This is a genomic window from Streptococcus infantis, assembly GCF_001579645.1.
Classification (GTDB): Bacteria; Bacillota; Bacilli; order Lactobacillales; family Streptococcaceae; genus Streptococcus; species Streptococcus infantis_E.
The window spans coordinates 373281-392814 of sequence record NZ_KQ970818.1 but is presented as its reverse complement, the minus strand read 5'-3'; the positions used below and the strand labels follow the sequence as shown (position 1 = coordinate 392814).

18 protein-coding genes are annotated in these 19534 nt (G+C 39.4%); 9 read left to right on the top strand and 9 right to left on the bottom strand.

All coding sequences use genetic code 11. From position 1 onward, the window contains the following. Nucleotides 1-89: 89 nt before the first annotated feature. The gene (htpX, locus tag SINDD18_RS01890) at nucleotides 90-989 is read right to left on the bottom strand and encodes a zinc metalloprotease HtpX (protein WP_061862894.1); all 900 of its coding nucleotides are present in this window, start codon (nucleotides 987-989) and stop codon (nucleotides 90-92) included. A gap of 1 nt (nucleotide 990) precedes the next feature. Next, complete coding sequence (locus SINDD18_RS01885) at nucleotides 991-1551, bottom strand: LemA family protein (RefSeq protein WP_061862893.1); 561 nt, start codon at nucleotides 1549-1551, stop codon at nucleotides 991-993. Between the two features lie 94 nt (nucleotides 1552-1645). Between SINDD18_RS01885 and rsmG the strand changes: the two genes are divergently transcribed. Then, a complete protein-coding gene (gene rsmG / locus SINDD18_RS01880) occupies nucleotides 1646-2359 on the top strand; it encodes a 16S rRNA (guanine(527)-N(7))-methyltransferase RsmG (protein ID WP_061862892.1) in 714 nt (237 codons plus the stop codon). Nucleotides 2360-2620: 261 nt separating this feature from the next. Further along, complete coding sequence (locus tag SINDD18_RS01875) at nucleotides 2621-3904, top strand: uracil-xanthine permease family protein (protein ID WP_061862891.1); 1284 nt, start codon at nucleotides 2621-2623, stop codon at nucleotides 3902-3904. 263 nt (nucleotides 3905-4167) lie between these two features. Here SINDD18_RS01875 and SINDD18_RS01870 read toward each other — a convergent pair whose 3' ends face one another. The 5 genes from SINDD18_RS01870 to SINDD18_RS01850 all read right to left on the bottom strand — a co-directional run bounded on the left by SINDD18_RS01870 (nucleotide 4168) and on the right by SINDD18_RS01850 (nucleotide 9951). Further along, nucleotides 4168-5079: a DMT family transporter gene (locus tag SINDD18_RS01870; protein ID WP_061862890.1), complete on the bottom strand. Its 912-nt coding sequence runs from the start codon at nucleotides 5077-5079 to the stop codon at nucleotides 4168-4170. Between the two features lie 9 nt (nucleotides 5080-5088). Beyond that, on the bottom strand, nucleotides 5089-6021 hold the full coding sequence (locus SINDD18_RS01865) for a serine hydrolase domain-containing protein (RefSeq protein ID WP_061862889.1): 933 nt from the start codon (nucleotides 6019-6021) through the stop codon (nucleotides 5089-5091). Continuing rightward, entirely contained in the window at nucleotides 6018-6743 is a 726-nt protein-coding gene (locus tag SINDD18_RS01860) for a CppA N-terminal domain-containing protein (RefSeq protein WP_061862888.1), read from the bottom strand. Before SINDD18_RS01860 ends, SINDD18_RS01865 begins: the two co-directional genes overlap by 4 nt. 151 nt (nucleotides 6744-6894) lie before the next feature. Next, on the bottom strand, nucleotides 6895-7713 hold the full coding sequence (locus SINDD18_RS01855) for an endonuclease/exonuclease/phosphatase family protein (RefSeq protein WP_061862887.1): 819 nt from the start codon (nucleotides 7711-7713) through the stop codon (nucleotides 6895-6897). 51 nt (nucleotides 7714-7764) lie between these two features. Continuing rightward, the gene (locus SINDD18_RS01850) at nucleotides 7765-9951 is read right to left on the bottom strand and encodes a PTS transporter subunit IIBC (RefSeq protein WP_153014382.1); all 2187 of its coding nucleotides are present in this window, start codon (nucleotides 9949-9951) and stop codon (nucleotides 7765-7767) included. 191 nt (nucleotides 9952-10142) lie between these two features. On the opposite strand from SINDD18_RS01850, the gene SINDD18_RS01845 reads away from it, so the two are divergent. Genes SINDD18_RS01845 through SINDD18_RS01825 form a run of 5 tightly spaced genes read left to right on the top strand, consistent with a single transcriptional unit; the run spans nucleotide 10143 to nucleotide 14850 of the window. Beyond that, entirely contained in the window at nucleotides 10143-11090 is a 948-nt protein-coding gene (locus SINDD18_RS01845; protein WP_061862886.1) for a TIGR01212 family radical SAM protein, read from the top strand. Beyond that, on the top strand, nucleotides 11074-11631 hold the full coding sequence (locus SINDD18_RS01840; RefSeq protein WP_061862885.1) for a tRNA (mnm(5)s(2)U34)-methyltransferase: 558 nt from the start codon (nucleotides 11074-11076) through the stop codon (nucleotides 11629-11631). Before SINDD18_RS01845 ends, SINDD18_RS01840 begins: the two co-directional genes overlap by 17 nt. Next, nucleotides 11624-11878: a hypothetical protein gene (locus tag SINDD18_RS01835; protein ID WP_006150587.1), complete on the top strand. Its 255-nt coding sequence runs from the start codon at nucleotides 11624-11626 to the stop codon at nucleotides 11876-11878. Before SINDD18_RS01840 ends, SINDD18_RS01835 begins: the two co-directional genes overlap by 8 nt. A gap of 11 nt (nucleotides 11879-11889) precedes the next feature. Then, complete coding sequence (locus tag SINDD18_RS01830) at nucleotides 11890-13944, top strand: cation:proton antiporter (RefSeq protein WP_061862884.1); 2055 nt, start codon at nucleotides 11890-11892, stop codon at nucleotides 13942-13944. A 42-nt stretch (nucleotides 13945-13986) separates the two neighbouring features. Next, a complete protein-coding gene (locus SINDD18_RS01825) occupies nucleotides 13987-14850 on the top strand; it encodes a YihY/virulence factor BrkB family protein (protein ID WP_061862883.1) in 864 nt (287 codons plus the stop codon). A gap of 67 nt (nucleotides 14851-14917) precedes the next feature. Here the strand turns inward: SINDD18_RS01825 and SINDD18_RS01820 are convergent, their stop codons facing one another. Next, on the bottom strand, nucleotides 14918-15859 hold the full coding sequence (locus SINDD18_RS01820) for an ATP-grasp domain-containing protein (RefSeq protein ID WP_061862882.1): 942 nt from the start codon (nucleotides 15857-15859) through the stop codon (nucleotides 14918-14920). Between the two features lie 14 nt (nucleotides 15860-15873). After that, the gene (locus SINDD18_RS01815; RefSeq protein WP_061862881.1) at nucleotides 15874-17124 is read right to left on the bottom strand and encodes a dicarboxylate/amino acid:cation symporter; all 1251 of its coding nucleotides are present in this window, start codon (nucleotides 17122-17124) and stop codon (nucleotides 15874-15876) included. Nucleotides 17125-17375: 251 nt separating this feature from the next. Between SINDD18_RS01815 and SINDD18_RS01810 the strand changes: the two genes are divergently transcribed. Together SINDD18_RS01810 and SINDD18_RS01805 are read left to right on the top strand one after the other, a co-directional pair. Then, nucleotides 17376-17729 (top strand): DUF3397 domain-containing protein, encoded by a 354-nt coding sequence (locus SINDD18_RS01810; protein WP_061862880.1) that lies wholly within the window; start codon nucleotides 17376-17378, stop codon nucleotides 17727-17729. Nucleotides 17730-17848: 119 nt separating this feature from the next. After that, nucleotides 17849-19510, top strand: a complete 1662-nt coding sequence (locus SINDD18_RS01805) for an N-acetylmuramoyl-L-alanine amidase (protein WP_061862879.1) — start codon at nucleotides 17849-17851, stop codon at nucleotides 19508-19510. Nucleotides 19511-19534 lie beyond the last annotated feature (24 nt).

The following is a 19534-nucleotide window of genomic DNA, read 5'->3' as shown; positions in this document are numbered from 1 at the left end:
AGGCTGATTTCATCAGTTTTTACAGCCCGGAGGTGGGACGACGAAATCGAATTCTAACGAATTACCGATTTCTGTCCCACTCTCTCTTTTTACATATGTTGCAAACGCTCAATTCTTTCTGAGATTGGCGGATGGGTATAGAAGAGTTTTTGCAAACCACCTCGTTTTTGAGGATCGTTGATATAGAGAGCACTGCTAGCATCATCCACATGACGGCTCATAGGCTGACTATTGTCCAGCTTACGAAGGGCATTGATCATGCCTTGAGGATTTCGAGTCAACTCTACACTTGAAGCATCTGCTAAAAATTCTCGCTGACGAGAGATAGCTAATTGGACCAAGGTTGCTGCTAAGGGAGCTAAAACAATGGCTAGGAGAGAAACAACTAGCATAATAATTTCAAGTCCTCCGCTATCACGATCATCGCTTCTACGACCACGGCCTGCACCTCCCCACCACATCATGCGTCCAGCCATACTTGATAAAAGTGTAATGGCACTGGCAAGGGCAACCGCGATCGTAGAAATACGAATATCATAGTTACGAATGTGACTGACTTCATGGCCAATAACCGCCTCTAACTCTTCACGATTCGTAATCGATAGGAGTCCTGACGTTGCTGCTACCGCTGCATTTTGGGGATTTGAACCCGTTGCAAAGGCATTTAAGCTAGCATCATCGATGATGAATACACGTGGCATTGGGATTTGCGCCACCATAGCCATATCTTCCACAACATGATAGAGGGTTGGTGCCGTCTGCTCATTCACCTCACGCGCACCATTCATGCTCATAACTATCTCTGTTGATTGAAAAATCATGGAAAATGCATAGACTAAGCCAATAATTAAGGCTAGAACCATACCTCCTATTCCTGACCTCATAAAGAGATAGCCAACCGCATACCCAACCAAGGCTAAAAGGAGAAAGAACACTAGTAGTAAAATCCAAGTTCTTCGCTTATTACTCGCGATTTGATCATACAACATCCTAGTCACCTAAACCACTAAAATCAACCTTAGGCACTGCCTTTTCTTCTTCAGGAGTCTGAAGGAAATCTGCTGCTTTAAATCCAAACATTCCAGCGATGATATTGCTTGGGAAAGTTTCTAATTTCACATTGTAGTTGCTGACAACACTGTTGTAGAGTTGACGAGAGTAAGAAATTTTATTTTCTGTATTAGTCAACTCCTCTTGTAATTTAACAAAGTTGGCACTCGCTTTTAGGTCTGGATAATTTTCTGCAACTGCAAAGATACCTGAAACCTGGCGTGTAAGGGCATCACTAGCCTTCATAGCTTCTGCTGGTGAAGTTGCAGCAGCTACTTGATTGCGAAGTTCTGCCACTTTTTCAAGTGTTGAACCTTCATACTTTGCATATCCCTTCACGGTCTCAATTAAGTTTGGCAAGAGATCATTACGACGTTTCAACTGAACATCAATCTGACTCCAAGCTTCCTTAGTTTGCATACGATTTTTAACCAAACCGTTATAACTAACAATTACAAAAATAACAATAAGAGCAAGAACTCCAAGAATAATCCAAATCATCGTATAATTCCTTTCTGCTTTTAGATTAGTACCAGTATATCAAATTTCCATCTTTTTGTGGTAAAATAAGATGATACTAAAGAAGGAAACTACTATGAAACCAGAAACATTTTATCAACTGCTGGCTGAACAAAATATCCATCTTTCTGACCAGCAAAAAATCCAATTTGAGCGTTATTTCCAACTTCTTGTCGAATGGAATGAAAAAATCAACCTGACTGCTATTACAGACAAAGAAGAAGTCTATCTCAAACACTTCTATGATTCCATCGCTCCTATTTTACAGAAATTGATTGAAAACCAGCCCATTAAACTCTTAGACATCGGTGCTGGAGCAGGATTTCCCAGCCTTCCTATGAAGATTCTCTATCCTCAGCTTGATGTGACCATTATTGATTCTCTCAATAAACGCATCAATTTTCTTAATTTATTATCCCAAGAACTAGGGTTAGAAAATGTTCACTTCTATCATGGACGTGCCGAAGACTTCGCCCAAGATAAGAACTTCCGTGCTCAGTTTGAAATCGTTACAGCTCGTGCGGTTGCCCGTATGCAGGTCTTGTCCGAGTTGACTATTCCCTATTTAAAAGTCGGTGGAAAATTGCTAGCACTTAAGGCTAGCAATGCACCTGAGGAATTAACTGAAGCTAAAAATGCTCTCAATCTTCTCTTTAGTAAGGTTGAAGAAAACCTCAGTTACACTCTTCCTAACGGAGACCCTCGCTACATTACTATTGTTAAGAAGAAAAAGGAAACTCCAAACAAATATCCACGTAAGGCTGGCATGCCTAACAAACGTCCGCTTTAGAAAGATTAAAAAATCTGCAAACTCACACCTCGCATTCTTATTTCAAGGCTCGGGAAAAAATGATTTACAAAATCATTTTTTTCTGCTATACTATCACAAGCAAAGGTTTTTAATGTCATCCCGTGAGGTGACGAAGGCGCAGATCTATATAAAACTCTTTAAAACTTGATAAAGGGAATCTTGTTTTAGAGAGGTCTTACTCTGGGAGCCTATTGCTATAAAATAATGGGCTCTTTTTTGATGCCCAAAAGTGAGGTTATTATGAAACAGGAATCAACTGTTGATTTACTTTTAGACGTTGACCAACGTCCTTCAGCTGGAAAAGGAATTCTTCTTAGCTTCCAGCACGTATTCGCCATGTTTGGTGCAACTATCTTGGTACCTTTGATCTTGGGAATGCCTGTATCTGTTGCCCTTTTTGCATCAGGTGTAGGAACACTCATTTACATGATCTCTACTGGCTTTAAAGTTCCAGTTTATCTGGGTTCTTCTTTTGCCTTTATCACAGCTATGTCACTTGCCATGAAAGAAATGGGTGGTGATGTATCTGCTGCTCAGACAGGGGTTATCCTGACTGGTTTTGTTTATGTCCTTGTTGCTGCAAGTGTTCGCTTTGCAGGTACAAAATGGATCGACAAACTCTTGCCTCCAATCATTATCGGTCCTATGATCATTGTTATCGGTCTTGGACTTGCTAGTTCAGCTGTTACCAACGCTGGTCTTGTAGCTGACGGAAATTGGAAAAACGCTCTTGTAGCCGTTGTTACCTTCTTGATTGCAGCCTTTATCAATACAAAAGGAAAAGGCTTCCTACGAATCATCCCATTCCTTTTTGCCATTATCGGAGGTTATCTCTTTGCCCTAGCACTTGGATTGGTTGACTTCACTCCTGTTCTTGAAGCGAACTGGTTTGAAATCCCTGGTTTCTACCTACCATTCAATACAGGTGGTGCCTTCAAACAATACGACCTTTACTTTGGTCCTGAAACAATTGCCATCTTACCAATCGCTATCGTAACGATTTCCGAACATATTGGAGACCATACTGTTTTAGGTCAAATCTGCGGACGCCAATTCTTGAAAGAACCGGGTCTTCACCGTACCCTTCTTGGTGACGGTATCGCAACATCTGTATCTGCCTTCCTTGGTGGTCCTGCTAATACTACTTACGGTGAAAATACAGGGGTGATCGGTATGACTCGTATCGCTTCTGTCTCAGTTATCCGTAATGCAGCCTTTATCGCAATTGCCCTTAGCTTCCTTGGTAAATTCACTGCTTTGATTTCTACAATCCCTAGCGCCGTACTTGGTGGTATGTCAATCCTTCTTTATGGGGTTATCGCCAGCAACGGTTTGAAAGTTTTGATCAAGGAACGTGTAGACTTTGGTCAAATGCGTAATCTTATCATCGCAAGTGCCATGTTGGTACTTGGACTTGGTGGAGCAATCCTTAAACTCGGTCCAGTTACCCTTTCAGGTACTGCCCTATCAGCTATGACAGGTATTATCCTAAACTTGATTTTGCCATACGAAAACAAAGACTAATCACTATCGAATCAACAAGAGAGAGTGGGACAGAAATCGGTAATTCGTTAGAATTCGATTTCGTCGTCCCACCTCCGCACAGTTGAGTAGGGCTGTAAAAGCTGATGAACTCAGCGTAGTAGAGCCCACTCAACCACTGCGTCTTGCTCAACAATCCAAAGACAATTGAGAGGCTAGGACTTTTGTCCCAGCCTCTCAATTTTTATTATATGACTATTAGTCGCATGATAAAAAACAGCCTTATCAAAGACTGTTCCAATCCATTAAACGGAATGCTGTTTCTTTTCTAGCATTAAATCTTTTAACGAAATAATGGTCACGGCTAATAAAATCATTGCCATACCAAGAAAATCTACAGGATAAAAGATATCTCCCATAATCATGAAAGCGAAAAAGACTGCAGAGATTGGCTCAATAGAAGCCAAAAGGCTTGACTTGACTGGTCCTATCATACTGACTCCCTTGAGGAAGGCTGTATAGGCAAAAACCGTTCCAATCAGAATAATACCTGCAAAGGCTAGAAAAATGTCTAAAGACATAGGAATACTAGCACTGATAAGCCCTGTAAAAGGCACTGCTAAAAAACCTGAAATGGTCATTCCGACACCAATAACCAAAATACTTCCCCATTTTTGAATGAGTTTAATCGGTAAAATGATATACAAAGCATAGGTTAGGGCTGAGAACAAACCCCAAAATAGACCAGCTGGTGTCATCGAGAGTTGATCCAACTGCCCATGGGTTGCAATGAGAAAGGTCCCTCCTATAGCTAAAAACATAGAGATGATTTCTGAAAGCGTAGGAACCACCTTATCCTTGATACAAGTGTAAGCAAGGATTCCAACTGGACAGACATACTGAAGAACTGTAGCTGTCCCAGCATTTGTCTCTTGGATAGCTGATAGATATGCCAATTGATTTAGAAAAAGACCAAATAAAGAAAATAACAAGAGAGATAACAGGCTTGTTTTATCCTTTAGGAAGGCCATAAATTTATCTCTTGATTTAGTATAGGCAAGAAGAACTAGGAGTAAACCAGCAATTATCAAACGGATATTGGTCAGAACTAGAGCCGATATCCCATGAGCCATCAAGTACTGACCACTAGTCCCAGACAAGCCCCAAGCAATACCTGCAATTACAGTATAAAGAGTTCCTTTTAAAGCTTTTGACATACTTCCTCACTAATCTGCTTCACGAATCAAGTCCATGACCTGATTACGGTCTAATATCCACTGGGCACGCTCATCTTTTTCATAGGTTCGGTTAGATAAAAAGATTGTCGCAGCTTGCTTCTTACGATTCCACATAATAAAGGTCCCAGTATAGCCTGTGTGATCCAGCCACTCACCTTCTATATTCCAGGCTAATGAGCGTTCTTTATCACTCAAATCCGAAAAATTCTGACTTAATCCTGCAGCAAAATCATCCTGTAAATAATGCTCTAAGAAGATTTTTAAATCCGTTACAGTTGAAAACAAACCTGCACTTCCAGCATGTTTTCCAAGCACATGTGCCTTAGGATCATGAACGACTCCTGCTTTCTGTCCACGAACCGTTGGAACAGCACGGCTAACTGGACCAAACTGAGTTTCCTTCATTCCCCAAGGATTCAAAACTTGCTCTTGTAAAATCTGGTCTAAATCTTTCTTAAAGTAATCTTCCAAGAGAAAACCTAGTAAGAGAAAGTGCACATCCGAGTACAGAAAGGCTCTCTTCTCTCGACGATTTAGATGAAACATGGCTTCTCTCAGCTGATCTGCTGAAAGCTGATCCCTATTTGGGATATAAGGATCCAAATCCGTCGCATGCGTTAGGAGTTGACGAATGGTGATGTCTGGATAATCCGCATCGGGAAGATAGGCTTTTATGGAGTCATCTAGCTCAATCTTACCATCCTGCCACAAGAAGGTTAAGACTGTTCCTACACCAATGACCTTGCTCACACTTGCCAAATCGTAGACCAAACCCTCACGAGTCTGCTCACCGATTTCTGGATTTTCTTCTCCTAGATACCAGTCGGTCCAAACGCCATCCTGATAATATGCAAAAGAGGCACCAGGATAAATCCCTGCCTCAATTTGTTGCTTTATTTTTTGAATAATGTTTTGTTTCATACTGCTTCAAACCACAATTCAATATTGTTGGTATCCTTAGTTAGGAAAAACTTCTCAGATTTTGGAATAAAGTAACCAGTTTCTTCAAAACGCTGACGCAATACAGGCAAATCCAAATTCTCTACTTGAAATTTCAACATGGACAAGTCCCAAGTTACATTATTTTCAACAAGCAAATCGTTCCCTTGAGCTTGATTAAAAGCTAGTCGATTTTCGATTTCTTCTTTTTCAAGTAGACTTGATGTCCCATCTGGCAAGTTGATTTGCACCGAGATTTCAAAGGCTGTCAAATACCGCATCTTATCATCTTTTGAAAAAGCGACTTCTTCCTCAACTTTTTTCAAATCCTTAATATCATCTTCGGCATGAATAAGAATACTATCCCCTTCTGGAGAAAGAACCTCAAAAGCATATCCCTTGCTTCCTTTATAGAGTTGAGGGAGTTTATCCATCCTAGCTAGTAACGCTTCAATTTCAAATGCATTTTCTACCTTTACAATCAATCTAGCTAATTTTTTTATCCCTTCAACCTTACGGCTTCTCATACTTGGTGATTCTTCTAAAACTAACTTTTCAATGCCTGATTGGTCTCCTAGTGATAAGAAGGCTGACTCTTCAAGCAAAGGTTTCATCCCCAAAGTCTCAATATAAAACAACTCATTTAAATTTCTATTATTTACCTTTAGCGTCGGGATCATACGCTTTATTTGATTTACAATCATAAATTCCTCCAACACTTTTTATTTTAAAGGATTTTATTCTATTTTACAAGTTATTCAACTAAAAACTTTAACTATATTAACTATTTAAACAAATAAGCACCCCTTCTATTTGTAGAAGGGGTGCTTATTTGTTTTTACTAAAATACCTTATTTAGCCTTTCCAAGAAAGAACTGCTTGAAGACCATAATGATCACTAACTTGTGGACTATTGCTGCCATCAAAAACCACATCTAAGTTCTCTACCTGCATATCCTTTGTGGTAAAGATATAATCGATTCGAAGAGGTTCTGTATTTCCCTTCCAACCGTCGATTTCAGGTGGAACAGTGTAGCTACCACTTCTTTCTTGAGCAACCTCAAATGCATCCTGTAAAGCTAATGGACTAGCTAAAATAGCCTGATAACCTTCCTGACCTGCAGGATTATTGAAATCACCTGCCAATAAAAGAGATTTGTTTAATTCTTTCAGAACCGCTTCAAAGCGCGCCCATTCCTCTTGGAAGCCCTTATCCCACCAAGAGAGATGGACACTCGCAACTGCAAGTTCTTTACCTTCAACTACTGTTTCTGCTAGAGCAACTCTACGTGTGTGGTAATCTGTTGGATCATCAACATCCGATACCAAAATCTCACGTGCCTCAATCGGTGTTTTAGAAAGAATTGCAACACCCTCATGATAACGATCATAACCGATATGGTTGTAAGCCCAGGTCCAATAGTATTTCAATCCTTTCTCAGCCAACTTCTCTACCAAGAGACGAACATAGTGGTCTTGATGAATTGGCTCAGCAGATGGCAATGGCTGATAAAGTGCATCAGCTTCTACTTGCGCTGAAGTAATTTCTTGGTTGATTTCCTGAAAACAAATCAAATCATAACTGTTTTCAAGTACATCTTGAAGTAAAAGTTGAAACTTTTGCTCAGGATCTTTTTCCATCCAACTATGGGTATTGAGTGTTAAAAACTTCATGCTTTTCTCCTATAAACAAGAGGTTGGAAACAGCTTCCAACCTCCTAAATATTACAATTCTACTTTTGCAACTGCTGTTTTAGCTGCAAAAGAACCTGTTTGTTCTAATTTAACTGATTTAATCGCATCACCATTTGTGAAAACAACTACAGTTGTAGTTTCACGACCAGCGTCACGGATAGCACCCAAGTCAGCTGTGACAAGAAGATCACCCGCAGCAACCTGTTGTCCTTCAGTAACACGAACTGTAAATGGTTTTCCTTCAAGACTTACTGTGTCCAAACCAATATGAACAAGTACTTCTAGTCCTGCTTCAGTCACAAGACCAAGAGCATGTTTAGTTGGGAAGATACTTGATACAGTACCTGAAACTGGAGATACAATTTCTCCGTTAGCTGGTTCCACTGCAAATCCATCACCCATCATTTTTTGTGCGAATACAGGATCCTTAACTTGGTCCAATTCAATCACCTGACCGTCAGCTACTGAATAAACTTCTTCAGTCACACCTTTGTATACAACAGCATCTTTTTGAGCTGCTGCCATTTGACTTGGAAGAGTTTCAGGAATCACTTCACCAGAGTCAAGAATGTCTTGAATATCTGATTTCAAAACGTCAGCTTTAGGTCCGTAGATAGCTTGGACACCTTGTCCTTTCATGACAAGTCCCATAGCTCCTTCAGCTTTCCATTGTTCTTCTGTTCCGACTTTTTCAGCGTCTTTTACAGTTACACGAAGACGAGTCATACATGCGTCTACATCGACGATGTTAGCACGTCCACCAAGAAGGTTGATGATGTTAACAGCTTGAGAAGCTTCTGCTACTTTTGACTCACCAGCAACTTCAGATTCTGATGAACCTTCGGCATTTTCGTAGTTTCCGTTACGTCCTGGAGTTGCATAGTTGAATTTTTGAATCATGAAGTTAGCAATGAAGTACATGATAACTGCAAATAGTGCTGTTACCCAGATAAAGTTAATGATATCCATACCAAGACCAGCATTGATAGCTAGTGGAGTACGAGTCAAGAATTCGATTGAACCGAATGAGTGCACACGAAGGTGAACAATATCAGCCATTGCAAAGGCAGCACCTTGAACAACAGAATAAACAAGATAAAGAGGTGTTGCAACAAACATGAACATGTATTCGATTGGCTCAGTAACCCCTGTCAAGAAAGTTGCAAGAGCTGTTGCAATCATCATACCTTTGTATTGGTGTTTCTTGTCTGCTTCAACATTACGATAAATAGCAGCAGCCACACCCATCAAAATACCGAATGAACCGATCATTTGTCCAACTTTGAAACGAGCTGGATGAACTGTGTCTAACAATGTTTGATATTGACTAGCATCAGTACCTTTAAGGTTAACAAGGTCTGTTACCCATGCAAGCCAAAGTGGATCTTGTCCAAATACTTGGCTACCTTTTGCTGCACCAGTTAAAATATCATAAGTACCACCAAGAGCTGTATAGTTCATTGGAATAGTCAACATATGGTGAAGACCAAATGGCAAGAGCAAACGTTCCAAAGTACCATACAAGAATGGTGCTAGGACTGGAGCAGTTTCTTGTGAGTTAGCAATCCAGATACCGAAGTTGTTGATACCTGTTTGTACAAGTGGCCAGAACATTGAAAGAAGAATTGCAGCGATTGCTGAACGAAGAATAACTACAAACGGTACAAAACGTTTCCCGTTAAAGAATGAAAGTGCATCAGGAAGTTTACGGAAATTATAGTATTTGTTAAACGCAGTCGCTCCAACAAAACCTGAGATAATCCCTACAAATACCCCCATGTTAAGGGCTGGTGCCTCAAGTACACTAATGAAGTAATCAGAAACTTTGATAGAGTTACCAAAGAGTGTTGATACCATTGCGTTAGGATCTTTCAACATATCACTGCTTACACTAAAGATTGTACCAGTAATACGGTTGATTAGGATGAAGGCAAGACCAGCAGCAAAAGCACCACCAGCGCGTTCTTTAGCCCAGCTTCCTCCAATAGCTAGGGCAAACAAAATATGAAGGTTACCGATAACTCCCCAACCGATTTGCTCAAGGATTCCTCCTGTAATCACTAGAGGGGCAAGGTTTGGGTCAATCATTGCAAGCGACTTACCGATTGAAATCATCAATCCAGCCGCTGGCATAACAGCGATAACCACCATTAGAGCCTTACCGAATTTCTGCCAAAATTCGAAAGACAAGACATTTTTGAATGTATCTTTCATCATTCAAATCTCCTTTATATTTATTCGGCAAACGTTTTACGAAAACGTTTGCACTTGTTTGTGACTTAATTATACCACTTTTTATTTTTTTGTAAAGTCTTTTTTAAAAGAATTTTTTTAGTTTTATCATTTCGATATCCCTCACTCATTTGCTAACTTTGAGTTTACTAGTGTTTTCTGATATAATATTAGCTATGAAATCCTATAATACCTTGAATGATTACTATCGAATACTTTTTGGAGAAAAAACTTTTAAAGTCCCTATTGATGCTGGATTTGACTGTCCAAACCGAGATGGGACTGTGGCACATGGAGGCTGTACTTTTTGCACAGTTTCTGGTTCTGGAGATGCAATCGTTGCACCTGATGCTCCTATCCGTGAGCAATTCTATAAAGAAATTGATTTTATGCATCGTAAATGGCCTGAAGTTAAAAAATATTTGGTTTACTTCCAAAATTTTACCAATACCCATGAAAAACTTGAAGTGATTCGCGAACGCTATGAACAAGCTATCAACGAACCTGGGGTTGTCGGTATCAATATCGGTACTCGACCAGATTGCCTTCCTGATGAAACAATTGAATACTTGGCAGTATTATCAGAGCGAATGCATGTTACCGTAGAGTTAGGCTTACAAACAACATATGAAGCTACTTCTGAATTGATTAACCGTGCCCACTCCTATGAACTCTATGTGGAGACAGTTAAACGCTTGAGAAAATATCCCAAGATTGAAATTGTTGCCCATTTGATTAATGGCTTGCCAGGGGAAACTCATGACATGATGGTGGAAAATGTTCGTCGCTGTGTGACGGATAATGATATTCAAGGGATTAAACTTCACCTACTTCACCTCATGACCAATACTCGGATGCAACGTGATTATCATGAAGGTCGTTTGCAGCTCATGAGTCAGGATGAATATGTCAAGGTCATCTGTGATCAGCTAGAAATCATTCCCAAACATATCGTTATCCATCGGATTACGGGTGATGCGCCTAGAGATATGCTGATTGGTCCTATGTGGAGTCTCAATAAATGGGAAGTTCTAAATAGCATTGAGGCTGAAATGAGACGTCGAGGTAGTGTTCAAGGATGCAAGGCTGTAGAACAGGAGTTTATGAATGAAAAGACCACTTGAAATGGCGCATGATTTTCTTGCCCAAGTCATCACCCAAGAGGATATTGTAGTTGATGCGACCATGGGAAATGGTCATGATACCCTTTTTCTAGCTAAGTTAGCTAAACAAGTCTACGCTTTTGATATACAGGAACAAGCTCTAGAAAAAACAAGTCAACGTATCCAAGAAGCAGGTTTGACCAATGTAGACTTAATCCTGCAAGGCCACGAAACTGTGGATCAATTTGTGACAGAAGTCAAGGCCGCCATCTTCAATCTAGGTTATCTACCCTCTGCTGATAAAAGCATTATCACTCAACCTCAGACAACCCTTGAGGCACTAGAAAAGCTCTGTCAGATGATCGTTAAGGGCGGACGGATAGCCATTATGATATACTACGGACATGAAGGTGGAGATATAGAGCGAGATGCTGTCTTAGATTTTGTCAGTCAGTTGCCACAACAAGAATATACCGCTACGATTTATCGTACCCTCAACCAAATCAACAATCCACCATTTTTAGTTATGATTGAAAAATTAGAAAGGTATCGCCATGGATAAACAATACCTACGAGATAAAATAGAAGGACTTCGCCACAAATTCGTTGAATCAACCCAACATGAACGGGCAGTTGGTATGTTAGATGAAGCTCATATGAGCAAAAAGATGCTAAAAATCAAGAAAAAAATGATTACACTTGAAATGGAGCGTTGTCAAAAGAAAATTGAGCATAAGGATTGCTCGAAGATTGATCAAAAAATCCAAGAACAAAAGGAACTTTTTGAAGCTTGTCGAAAACAAAAATAAGGAGGTAGAAGATGGACTTACTTTTTTATCTCTTGATATTTTTACTTGTTCTCATTGTTTCTAGTACGACCAATAAACTACTTCCTTTTTTACCCATGCCCCTGATTCAAATACTTCTGGGGATTGGGATTGGTCTGTGCTTACCGAATAATCAGCATCACCTAGACACTGAGTTGTTTTTAGCTTTGGTAATCGGCCCGCTCCTCTTTCGTGAGGCTCAAGAAGCAGATGTAACCTCTATCTTAAAACACTGGAAAATTGTGCTCTATCTGATTTTCCCTGTTATCTTTGTATCAACATTGAGTATGGGAGGCCTTGCCCATGTCCTTTGGATTGGCTTACCATTAGCTGCTTGCGTTGCAGTCGGAGCTGCACTTGGTCCTACAGATCTCGTCGCTTTTGCTTCTCTTTCTGAACGTTTTACTTTTCCAAAACGAATTTCAAATATCTTAAAAGGAGAAGGCCTGTTAAATGACGCTTCTGGGCTAATTGCTTTTCGTGTAGCTCTCATCGCATGGACAACTGGAACTTTTTCAATAGCTCAAGCAGGAATATCTCTTGCGATCTCTATCGTTGGAGGGATTGCAGTTGGTCTTATGACGGCTTTAATCAACCGATTCCTCCACTCCTTCCTTCTCAGTGTCCGTGCTACTGATATAGCCAGTGAACTGCTGTTAGATCTTAGTTTACCACTTCTAACCTTCTTCATCGCTGAAGGAATTCATGTTTCTGGAATTATCGCAGTCGTTGTTGCTGGTATTTTAAAAGCGAGTCGTTTTAAAAAGATAAATCTTCTTGAAGCCCAGGTGGATACTGTGACTGAAACCGTCTGGCACACTGTAACCTTTATGCTCAATGGTTCTGTCTTCGTTCTATTGGGTATGGAACTGGAGATGATTGCGGAGCCAATTCTGAAGAGTGCTTTTTATAACAAAGTGCTCCTTCTCATCACTGTCTTCCTCTTAACCTTCTTACTTTTTGCTATCCGCTTTGTAATGATTTACGGTTTTTACGCGTTTCGGATCAAGAAACTTCAAAAAAGTCTCCACAAGTATGTCAAAGATATGCTTCTCTTGACATTTTCTGGAGTTAAAGGAACAGTTTCTATTGCTACTATCCTCTTGATACCGTCTAACTTAGAGCAAGAATATCCTCTCCTTCTCTTCCTCGTCGCAGGTGTAACCCTGGTCAGTTTTCTTACTGGTTTAGTAGTTTTGCCACACCTTTCGGAAGAGCAAGAGCCATCTAAGGATCATCTCATGCATATCGCTATCCTAAACGATGTTGCTATGGAGTTAGAAAGAGATCTGGAACATACTAAAAACAAGGTGCCTCTCTATGCTGCGATTGATAATTATCACGGACGGATTGAAAACCTCATCCTCAGCCAGGAAAATAAGGAAATTCAGGAAGACTGGGAAGCTCTCAAACTACTGATTCTCAGTATCGAGAGCGATGGTTTGGAGCAGGCCTATGAAGAAGGCAAAATCGGCGAAAGAGGATATCGTGTCTACCAACGTTATCTGAAAAGCATGGAGAAAAATATTAAACGAAACTTTGCTTCTCGATTAACCTACTACTTCCTTGTTTCTATTCGGATTGTACGTTTTCTTCTACACGAGTTGCTCACATTTGGCAAAACCCTCCGTTCCTTGAAGAACAAAGAAACCCAAAGACTTCTGGCCATTGACTATGACCAGATTGCTGAACTCTACCTAGCCAACACTGAAATCATCATCGAAAGTTTGGAAAACCTCAAAGGGATTTATAAGAGTTCCTTGATTAGTTTTATGCAGGAATCTCGTCTCCGTGAAACCAGTCATATTACCAGTGGTGCCTTTGTGGAACGGGTTATCAATCGTATCAAACCCAATAATATCGACGAAATGTTAAGAGGCTACTATCTAGAGCGTAAGTCTATCTTTGAATACGAAAAACAAAAACTCATCTCAGCCCAGTATGCTAAAAAACTACGACAAAATGTAAACAACCTAGAAACTTATTCCCTAAAAGAATCAGCCAACACCCTACCTTATGATATGATGGAGTTGGTTCGACGAAATTAAGATTTAGCTTAAAAGAGAGATTTTATTGTGGAGGATTATGCAATGAAAGAGTTGTGGAAACAACTAACTAATAGGCCCTTATTAAAAGCTTTTTTACACTACTATCGTGTTTCAGATATTGAATTAACCAGTGTAGCTGTGGCTTATTATTGGTTGATTTCAATCTTTCCACTTCTCATGATAGTGGTCAATATCCTTCCCTATTTTCAGATTCCAATCTCTGATTTTCTGATTTCACTGAAGGAATTTTTACCAGATACAATCTATGACGTAGTAGCAAAGATTGCCCGCGAAGTACTGACACAACCATCTGCTGGACTCTTGAGTTTTGCGGTAATATCAGCCCTTTGGACCTTCTCAAAATCCATGAATTTCCTCCAAAAGGCTTTTAATAAAGCCTATGGAGTTGCAAAAAATAGAGGAATTATCTCACACCAGCTGATGAGTCTCTTGGTTAGCTTTGGCCTTCAAATTCTCTTTGCCCTTGCCTTATTCCTCAGTATGTTCGGCCATATGTTATTGGACCTGCTTAAAAACTACTGGAAATCCGAGAGTGCTCTGTTTTCTTATCTGCAAGATTTTACAGGTCCGCTGATTTATGCCTTTCTTTTTGCAATCGTAATCATGCTCTATTATTTCCTACCAAATGTTAAAGTAAGTAAGATTCGCTACGTCATACCTGGAAGTCTCTTTGTACTAGTTACGACGATTGCTTTATTAAACATCTTTGCAGCTTATTTCAACAATTATGTCAACTATCTCGTTGACGTCAGATTTTTCAGTTCAATCGTCGTCGTTGTGATGATGTTCTGGTTCATTATCATTGCCAAGATATTAATTATCGGTGCTGTCCTCAATGCCAGCGTTCAAAGTTTGAAGGATCCAGACTTTAAAGCAAATCAATAAGATTTCACCGATTTTACAAATCAATCCCCCAGTCATTTGATACTGGGGGATTTTTGAATTTTCTACTTTATTGTCCACTAGTGAGGGCTTGCAATTCTGTTTTTAGATACTGAGCCAAGTGTTGGTGGGCAAAAATAGTGGCATTTTTTTCTGCGGTAGGATTGTAGTTGGTGTTGGTATTTACATCATAGACATAAATGTCTCCACTCTCTGATTGAACCCATTCAATCGCCGCAACTTCAATCTGAGCATTTTTCAAGAAATTCTCATAAGCTTCTCTCCGGTCATCTGGTAGAGGTTCTGTAATCTGGAATTTTTCAGACGTTTCTAGTTGCTCTGGTCTCTTGCCGATTTGGCAACCATCTGCTGGACACAGTTGGAATCCATCTGAAGAATCGATCGAAACAGTATAGAGAAACTTCTGATTGATAAACTCTGAACGACGGATTCGTCCATCACTTGGCTTGATGTAGGCTTGTAACAAGGTAATCCCGTCCACTGAAGGTTCAAAGAGGGGACTATTAACATAAGCTGCCAGTTCCTCTTCATTTTGGAAGAGTTGAACGCCTAATCCTTTACCTGCTCGATTGTGCTTGGTAATCAAAGGATAGATGTTCAATTTTCTTGCTGCTTCAATGATGTTCTCTTGCCCTAAAACTGCAACTGTCGCAGGCGTTTCAATACCAGATTCGTTTAACTTCAAATATTGTTTGACTTTACTAATTTCAAGGTTGATAGCACCGGTACCATTCACAACTTTGCGTCCGTGTGCTTCTAACCAAGTAATCACTTGCTCTGTAAATTCTGGCGCATAACGATGTCCTCTTGTGTGAGAAGAGGCAGACATACGATTGTAAAAGATACCTTGCGGCGGTGGGCTTTGCAAATCCAAAATCCCACTAGACAAATCCCATAGTTCATAAGGGACTTCTAATTCTTCCAACCATTTCACTAAATGTTGAGTCCATTCTAGATTCTCATGAATCACATAAACTTTTGCTTCACTCATTACTTATAAACTCCTTAAGAAAAGCTGACTGATAATTGGCTTTCCTTTTCTTCTTCTAAAATATATCCTTCTGTTTTTTCGATAACGCTAACTGTTAAGATTTGACCCAAAACGTTGATCATGGTACGGCCGGCATTGACAAAGAAATCAACTGCAAAAATCAAGGCTACTCCTTCAACTGGTAAGCCCAATTGAGGTGCTGCAGCAAGTAAAACCACAATAGCTCCTGATGGTACGGTTGCTGCTGTTTTTCCAATCAAGGTCAAGAGTAAAACAGTAAACAAGAGGCTTGATAAAGAAAATTGAATGCCATAGGCGTGGGCGATAAAGATTGTCGCTACTGAGAAATAAACTGCTGCTCCCTCTAAGTTAAAAGTATATCCTAAAGGAACAACTAAATCAATTGTATGCTCGTCATGCCCCTGTTTTTTCAAATCTTTAAGAAGTGATGGCAAGACCACACTAGAACTTCCAGTAACAAAAGCCAAAGTTAAGAGACTCCAATTTTCACGAAAGGCTGACAAATACGGAACTTTAAAGAAGACTGCAATCAAAGGGAAAATAAGGAGAACCAAAACAGCATAAGCCAAATAAGTTCCAATTACAAACTGACCAAGCCCAATCAACTTGTCGACACCCGTAGTTGCAACATCTTTGGCGATAAATCCAAAAATTCCAATCGGTGATAGTTTGACAATCACTGTAACAATCTTGTAGATGGCTTCAATCCAGATTTGGAAACCTTGGATAATTTTCTGAGATTTATCAGACTTAAGATTCCCAATTCCGTAACCAAGAAAGATGGCAAACACGATAATTGGCAAGAGGGCACCTTCTGAAAGTGACTTGACGATATTTGATGGAATAAAACCAAGCAAAAATTCGCTAAACTTGACATTGTTAGCAATCCCATCAAGGTTTCCACCAGTTTGACCGATATTCACTCCTTGACCAAATCCTAGATAGTAACTAGCAAATACAAACAAAAGAGTAATAGCAGTTGTTACTGCGAAAAAGTAAACCAAACTCTTGGTCAAGATTTTCCCAAAAGATTTTTTCCCGATAACACCAGCTACCGCAACAACGATAGTTGGGAAGATTAAAGGAATGATAACCATATTGATCAATTTAATAAAGGCTTGACCTAAAAATTGATAAAAGCCTGCAAATTGTGGCCAGATAAGGGCAGCGATAACACCCAAGACCAAAGCCACCAATAATTGAATGCCTAGTGAGAGTTTTGACCATAAAGTAACTAATTTCATAAGAAACTCCTTTGTTTTATTTGCTACTCATTCTACTACTATTCTTCACTTCTGACTAATATATATTTTCTATGGTGAACATAAAAAAGATTTATATTGAGGACTCAAACTATCATTGTATCGAACACATGATTTATTCTGATCAAGCAGGAATTATAAAATCTGTTTCTTATCAATGATTTTTTGCTAAAACTGTGATAAATCAAGGAATTTACTTTTCTATTCTCAAAATTTTATGATACAATAATGGTATGATTTTAATGAAACTTGCTTCCATCTTGCTTTTGGTACTAACCTTAGCTCTGGCGATTATTTTAAGCAGACTCTTTAAGTTAAAAAAAAGGGGCATCAATGCTGCTGATTTAGCTTTTCCTTTTCTGATATTTGAATATTATTTGATTACGACTAAGATGTTTACACATAATCAACTTCCTGTATTGGGAATAGCCTTATCAATACTAGCAATTGTGTTAGTCTTTTTCTTCTTAAACAAAAGACGTAGTTTTTATTATCCAAAATTTATTAAATTCTTTTGGCGAGCTGGATTTTTACTAACACTGCTCATCTATATCATCATGATTGTTCAAATTTTCGTGATGAAATAGTCAACTATTACAATATAGCCCACCAACACCTCGATCTTGGTTTCTAGATATTCCTAAGAGGGGCTTTTCTAATGAGATTTTAAAAAAAGATTATAAAAAATGTATAGGAGATTAATCAAGTGAAAAAAACGCTCTTGGCAAGCGCCATTACGCTTTCAGTTTTTGGTCTAACAACCAACCTTAGCTATGCTGAGGAGAACAAAGTACAGTCAACCCCAGTAGAAACAACACACAGTGAAACCTCTACTGACAAAGTGGAGAAAAACAGTCTTCCTGCCAAGGAAGCTGAACCTTCAACTGAAGCAAATGCCAATCAAACGACAAATCCAGCTAAGAAAGAAGAAGACAAGGCACCAGAAATTCAAAAAGAAGGTTGGGTATTAGAGGAAAATATCTGGCGCTTCTATGAAAATAATGCCCCTGTTCTTAACTGGAAAAAAATCCACGGAAAATGGTACTACTTCAACAAAGATGGAATCATGTTGAGCGATACTATTTTTGACGGATATATCCTTACTAGTAGCGGGGCCATGGTCGATTCTGGTTGGAGTAAACTCCAAGAAAAATGGTATTACGCTAACGCTTATGGAAAAATTTCTCAACAAAAATGGGAAAAGATCGGTGGTGTCTGGTACTATTTTGATCAAGACGGTGTCATGCTCAGCAACACGATTTTTGACGACTATCTGTTTACTAATAGTGGTGCCATGGCTGAGAGTTCTTGGGTAAAACAAGATGGACAATGGTACTATGCCCCTGCTTCTGGTAAATTAATCAAAAATAAGTGGGACAAAATTAGTGGTACCTGGTACTACTTTAACAAAGACGCCACTATGGCAAACAACCAATGGCAAGGTAGCTACTACCTAAAAGCTAGCGGTGCTATGGCTGAAAAAGAATGGATTTTCGATAAAAACTATGATAGTTGGTTCTACTTGAAATCTGGTGGTACTTATGCAGAGCGTCAATGGATTGGTTCATACTACCTCAAAGCAGGTGGCTACATGGCTAAGAGCGAATGGATTGACGATAGTTACTATAAAGCTCGCTACTATGTAGATGAAAATGGAGTCTATGTTACAGGTACCTATAAAATCGATGGGAAAAACCAGCAATTTCAAAGTGATGGAAAATGGCTTGGAGAAGCTTCTACAAGCCACGGATTTGAAAAGGGGAAATATAACAATATCATCTTCCTAGATCCAGGCCATGGTGGTAAAGATCCTGGAGCATCTTATTATAACATCACCGAAAAAGAACTGAACATGCAAGTTTACCAAAAGCTACGCAAGGAGCTTGAAGGACTCGGCTATACTGTTCTTTCTTCAAGAGACAGTGATGTCTTTGTAGACTATGTCACCGAACGTTCAAGAATGGTTAATAAGACTGACTCAGATATCTTTATTAGTATTCACTTCAATGCTAGTGGTAATCCAGCTTCAAACAGAGCTGGAATCCAGACTTATTCTTATGAAGAAGCTGCTGGTTATCCTTCTAAGATCAATCCTTACTGGCATAACCACCCTGACAGAATCAGTGAAAGCAATCGCCTCGCGGCAGATATCCACTCTTCACTATTAGCTGAAACTGGTGCTAAGGATGCAGGTCGTCTACGAAGTAGTTTTGCTGTCCTTCGAGAAACTAATAAACCAGCCGTTCTATTGGAATTGGGATATATTGACAATTTCAATGAGAATCAACAAGTCCGCAGTGATGCCTACCAAAACAGATTGGTTGCAGGTATTGTAAAAGGGATTCAAAAATATTACGCAGGTCAATAAAGAAAAAATCTCGAGAAAATCTGG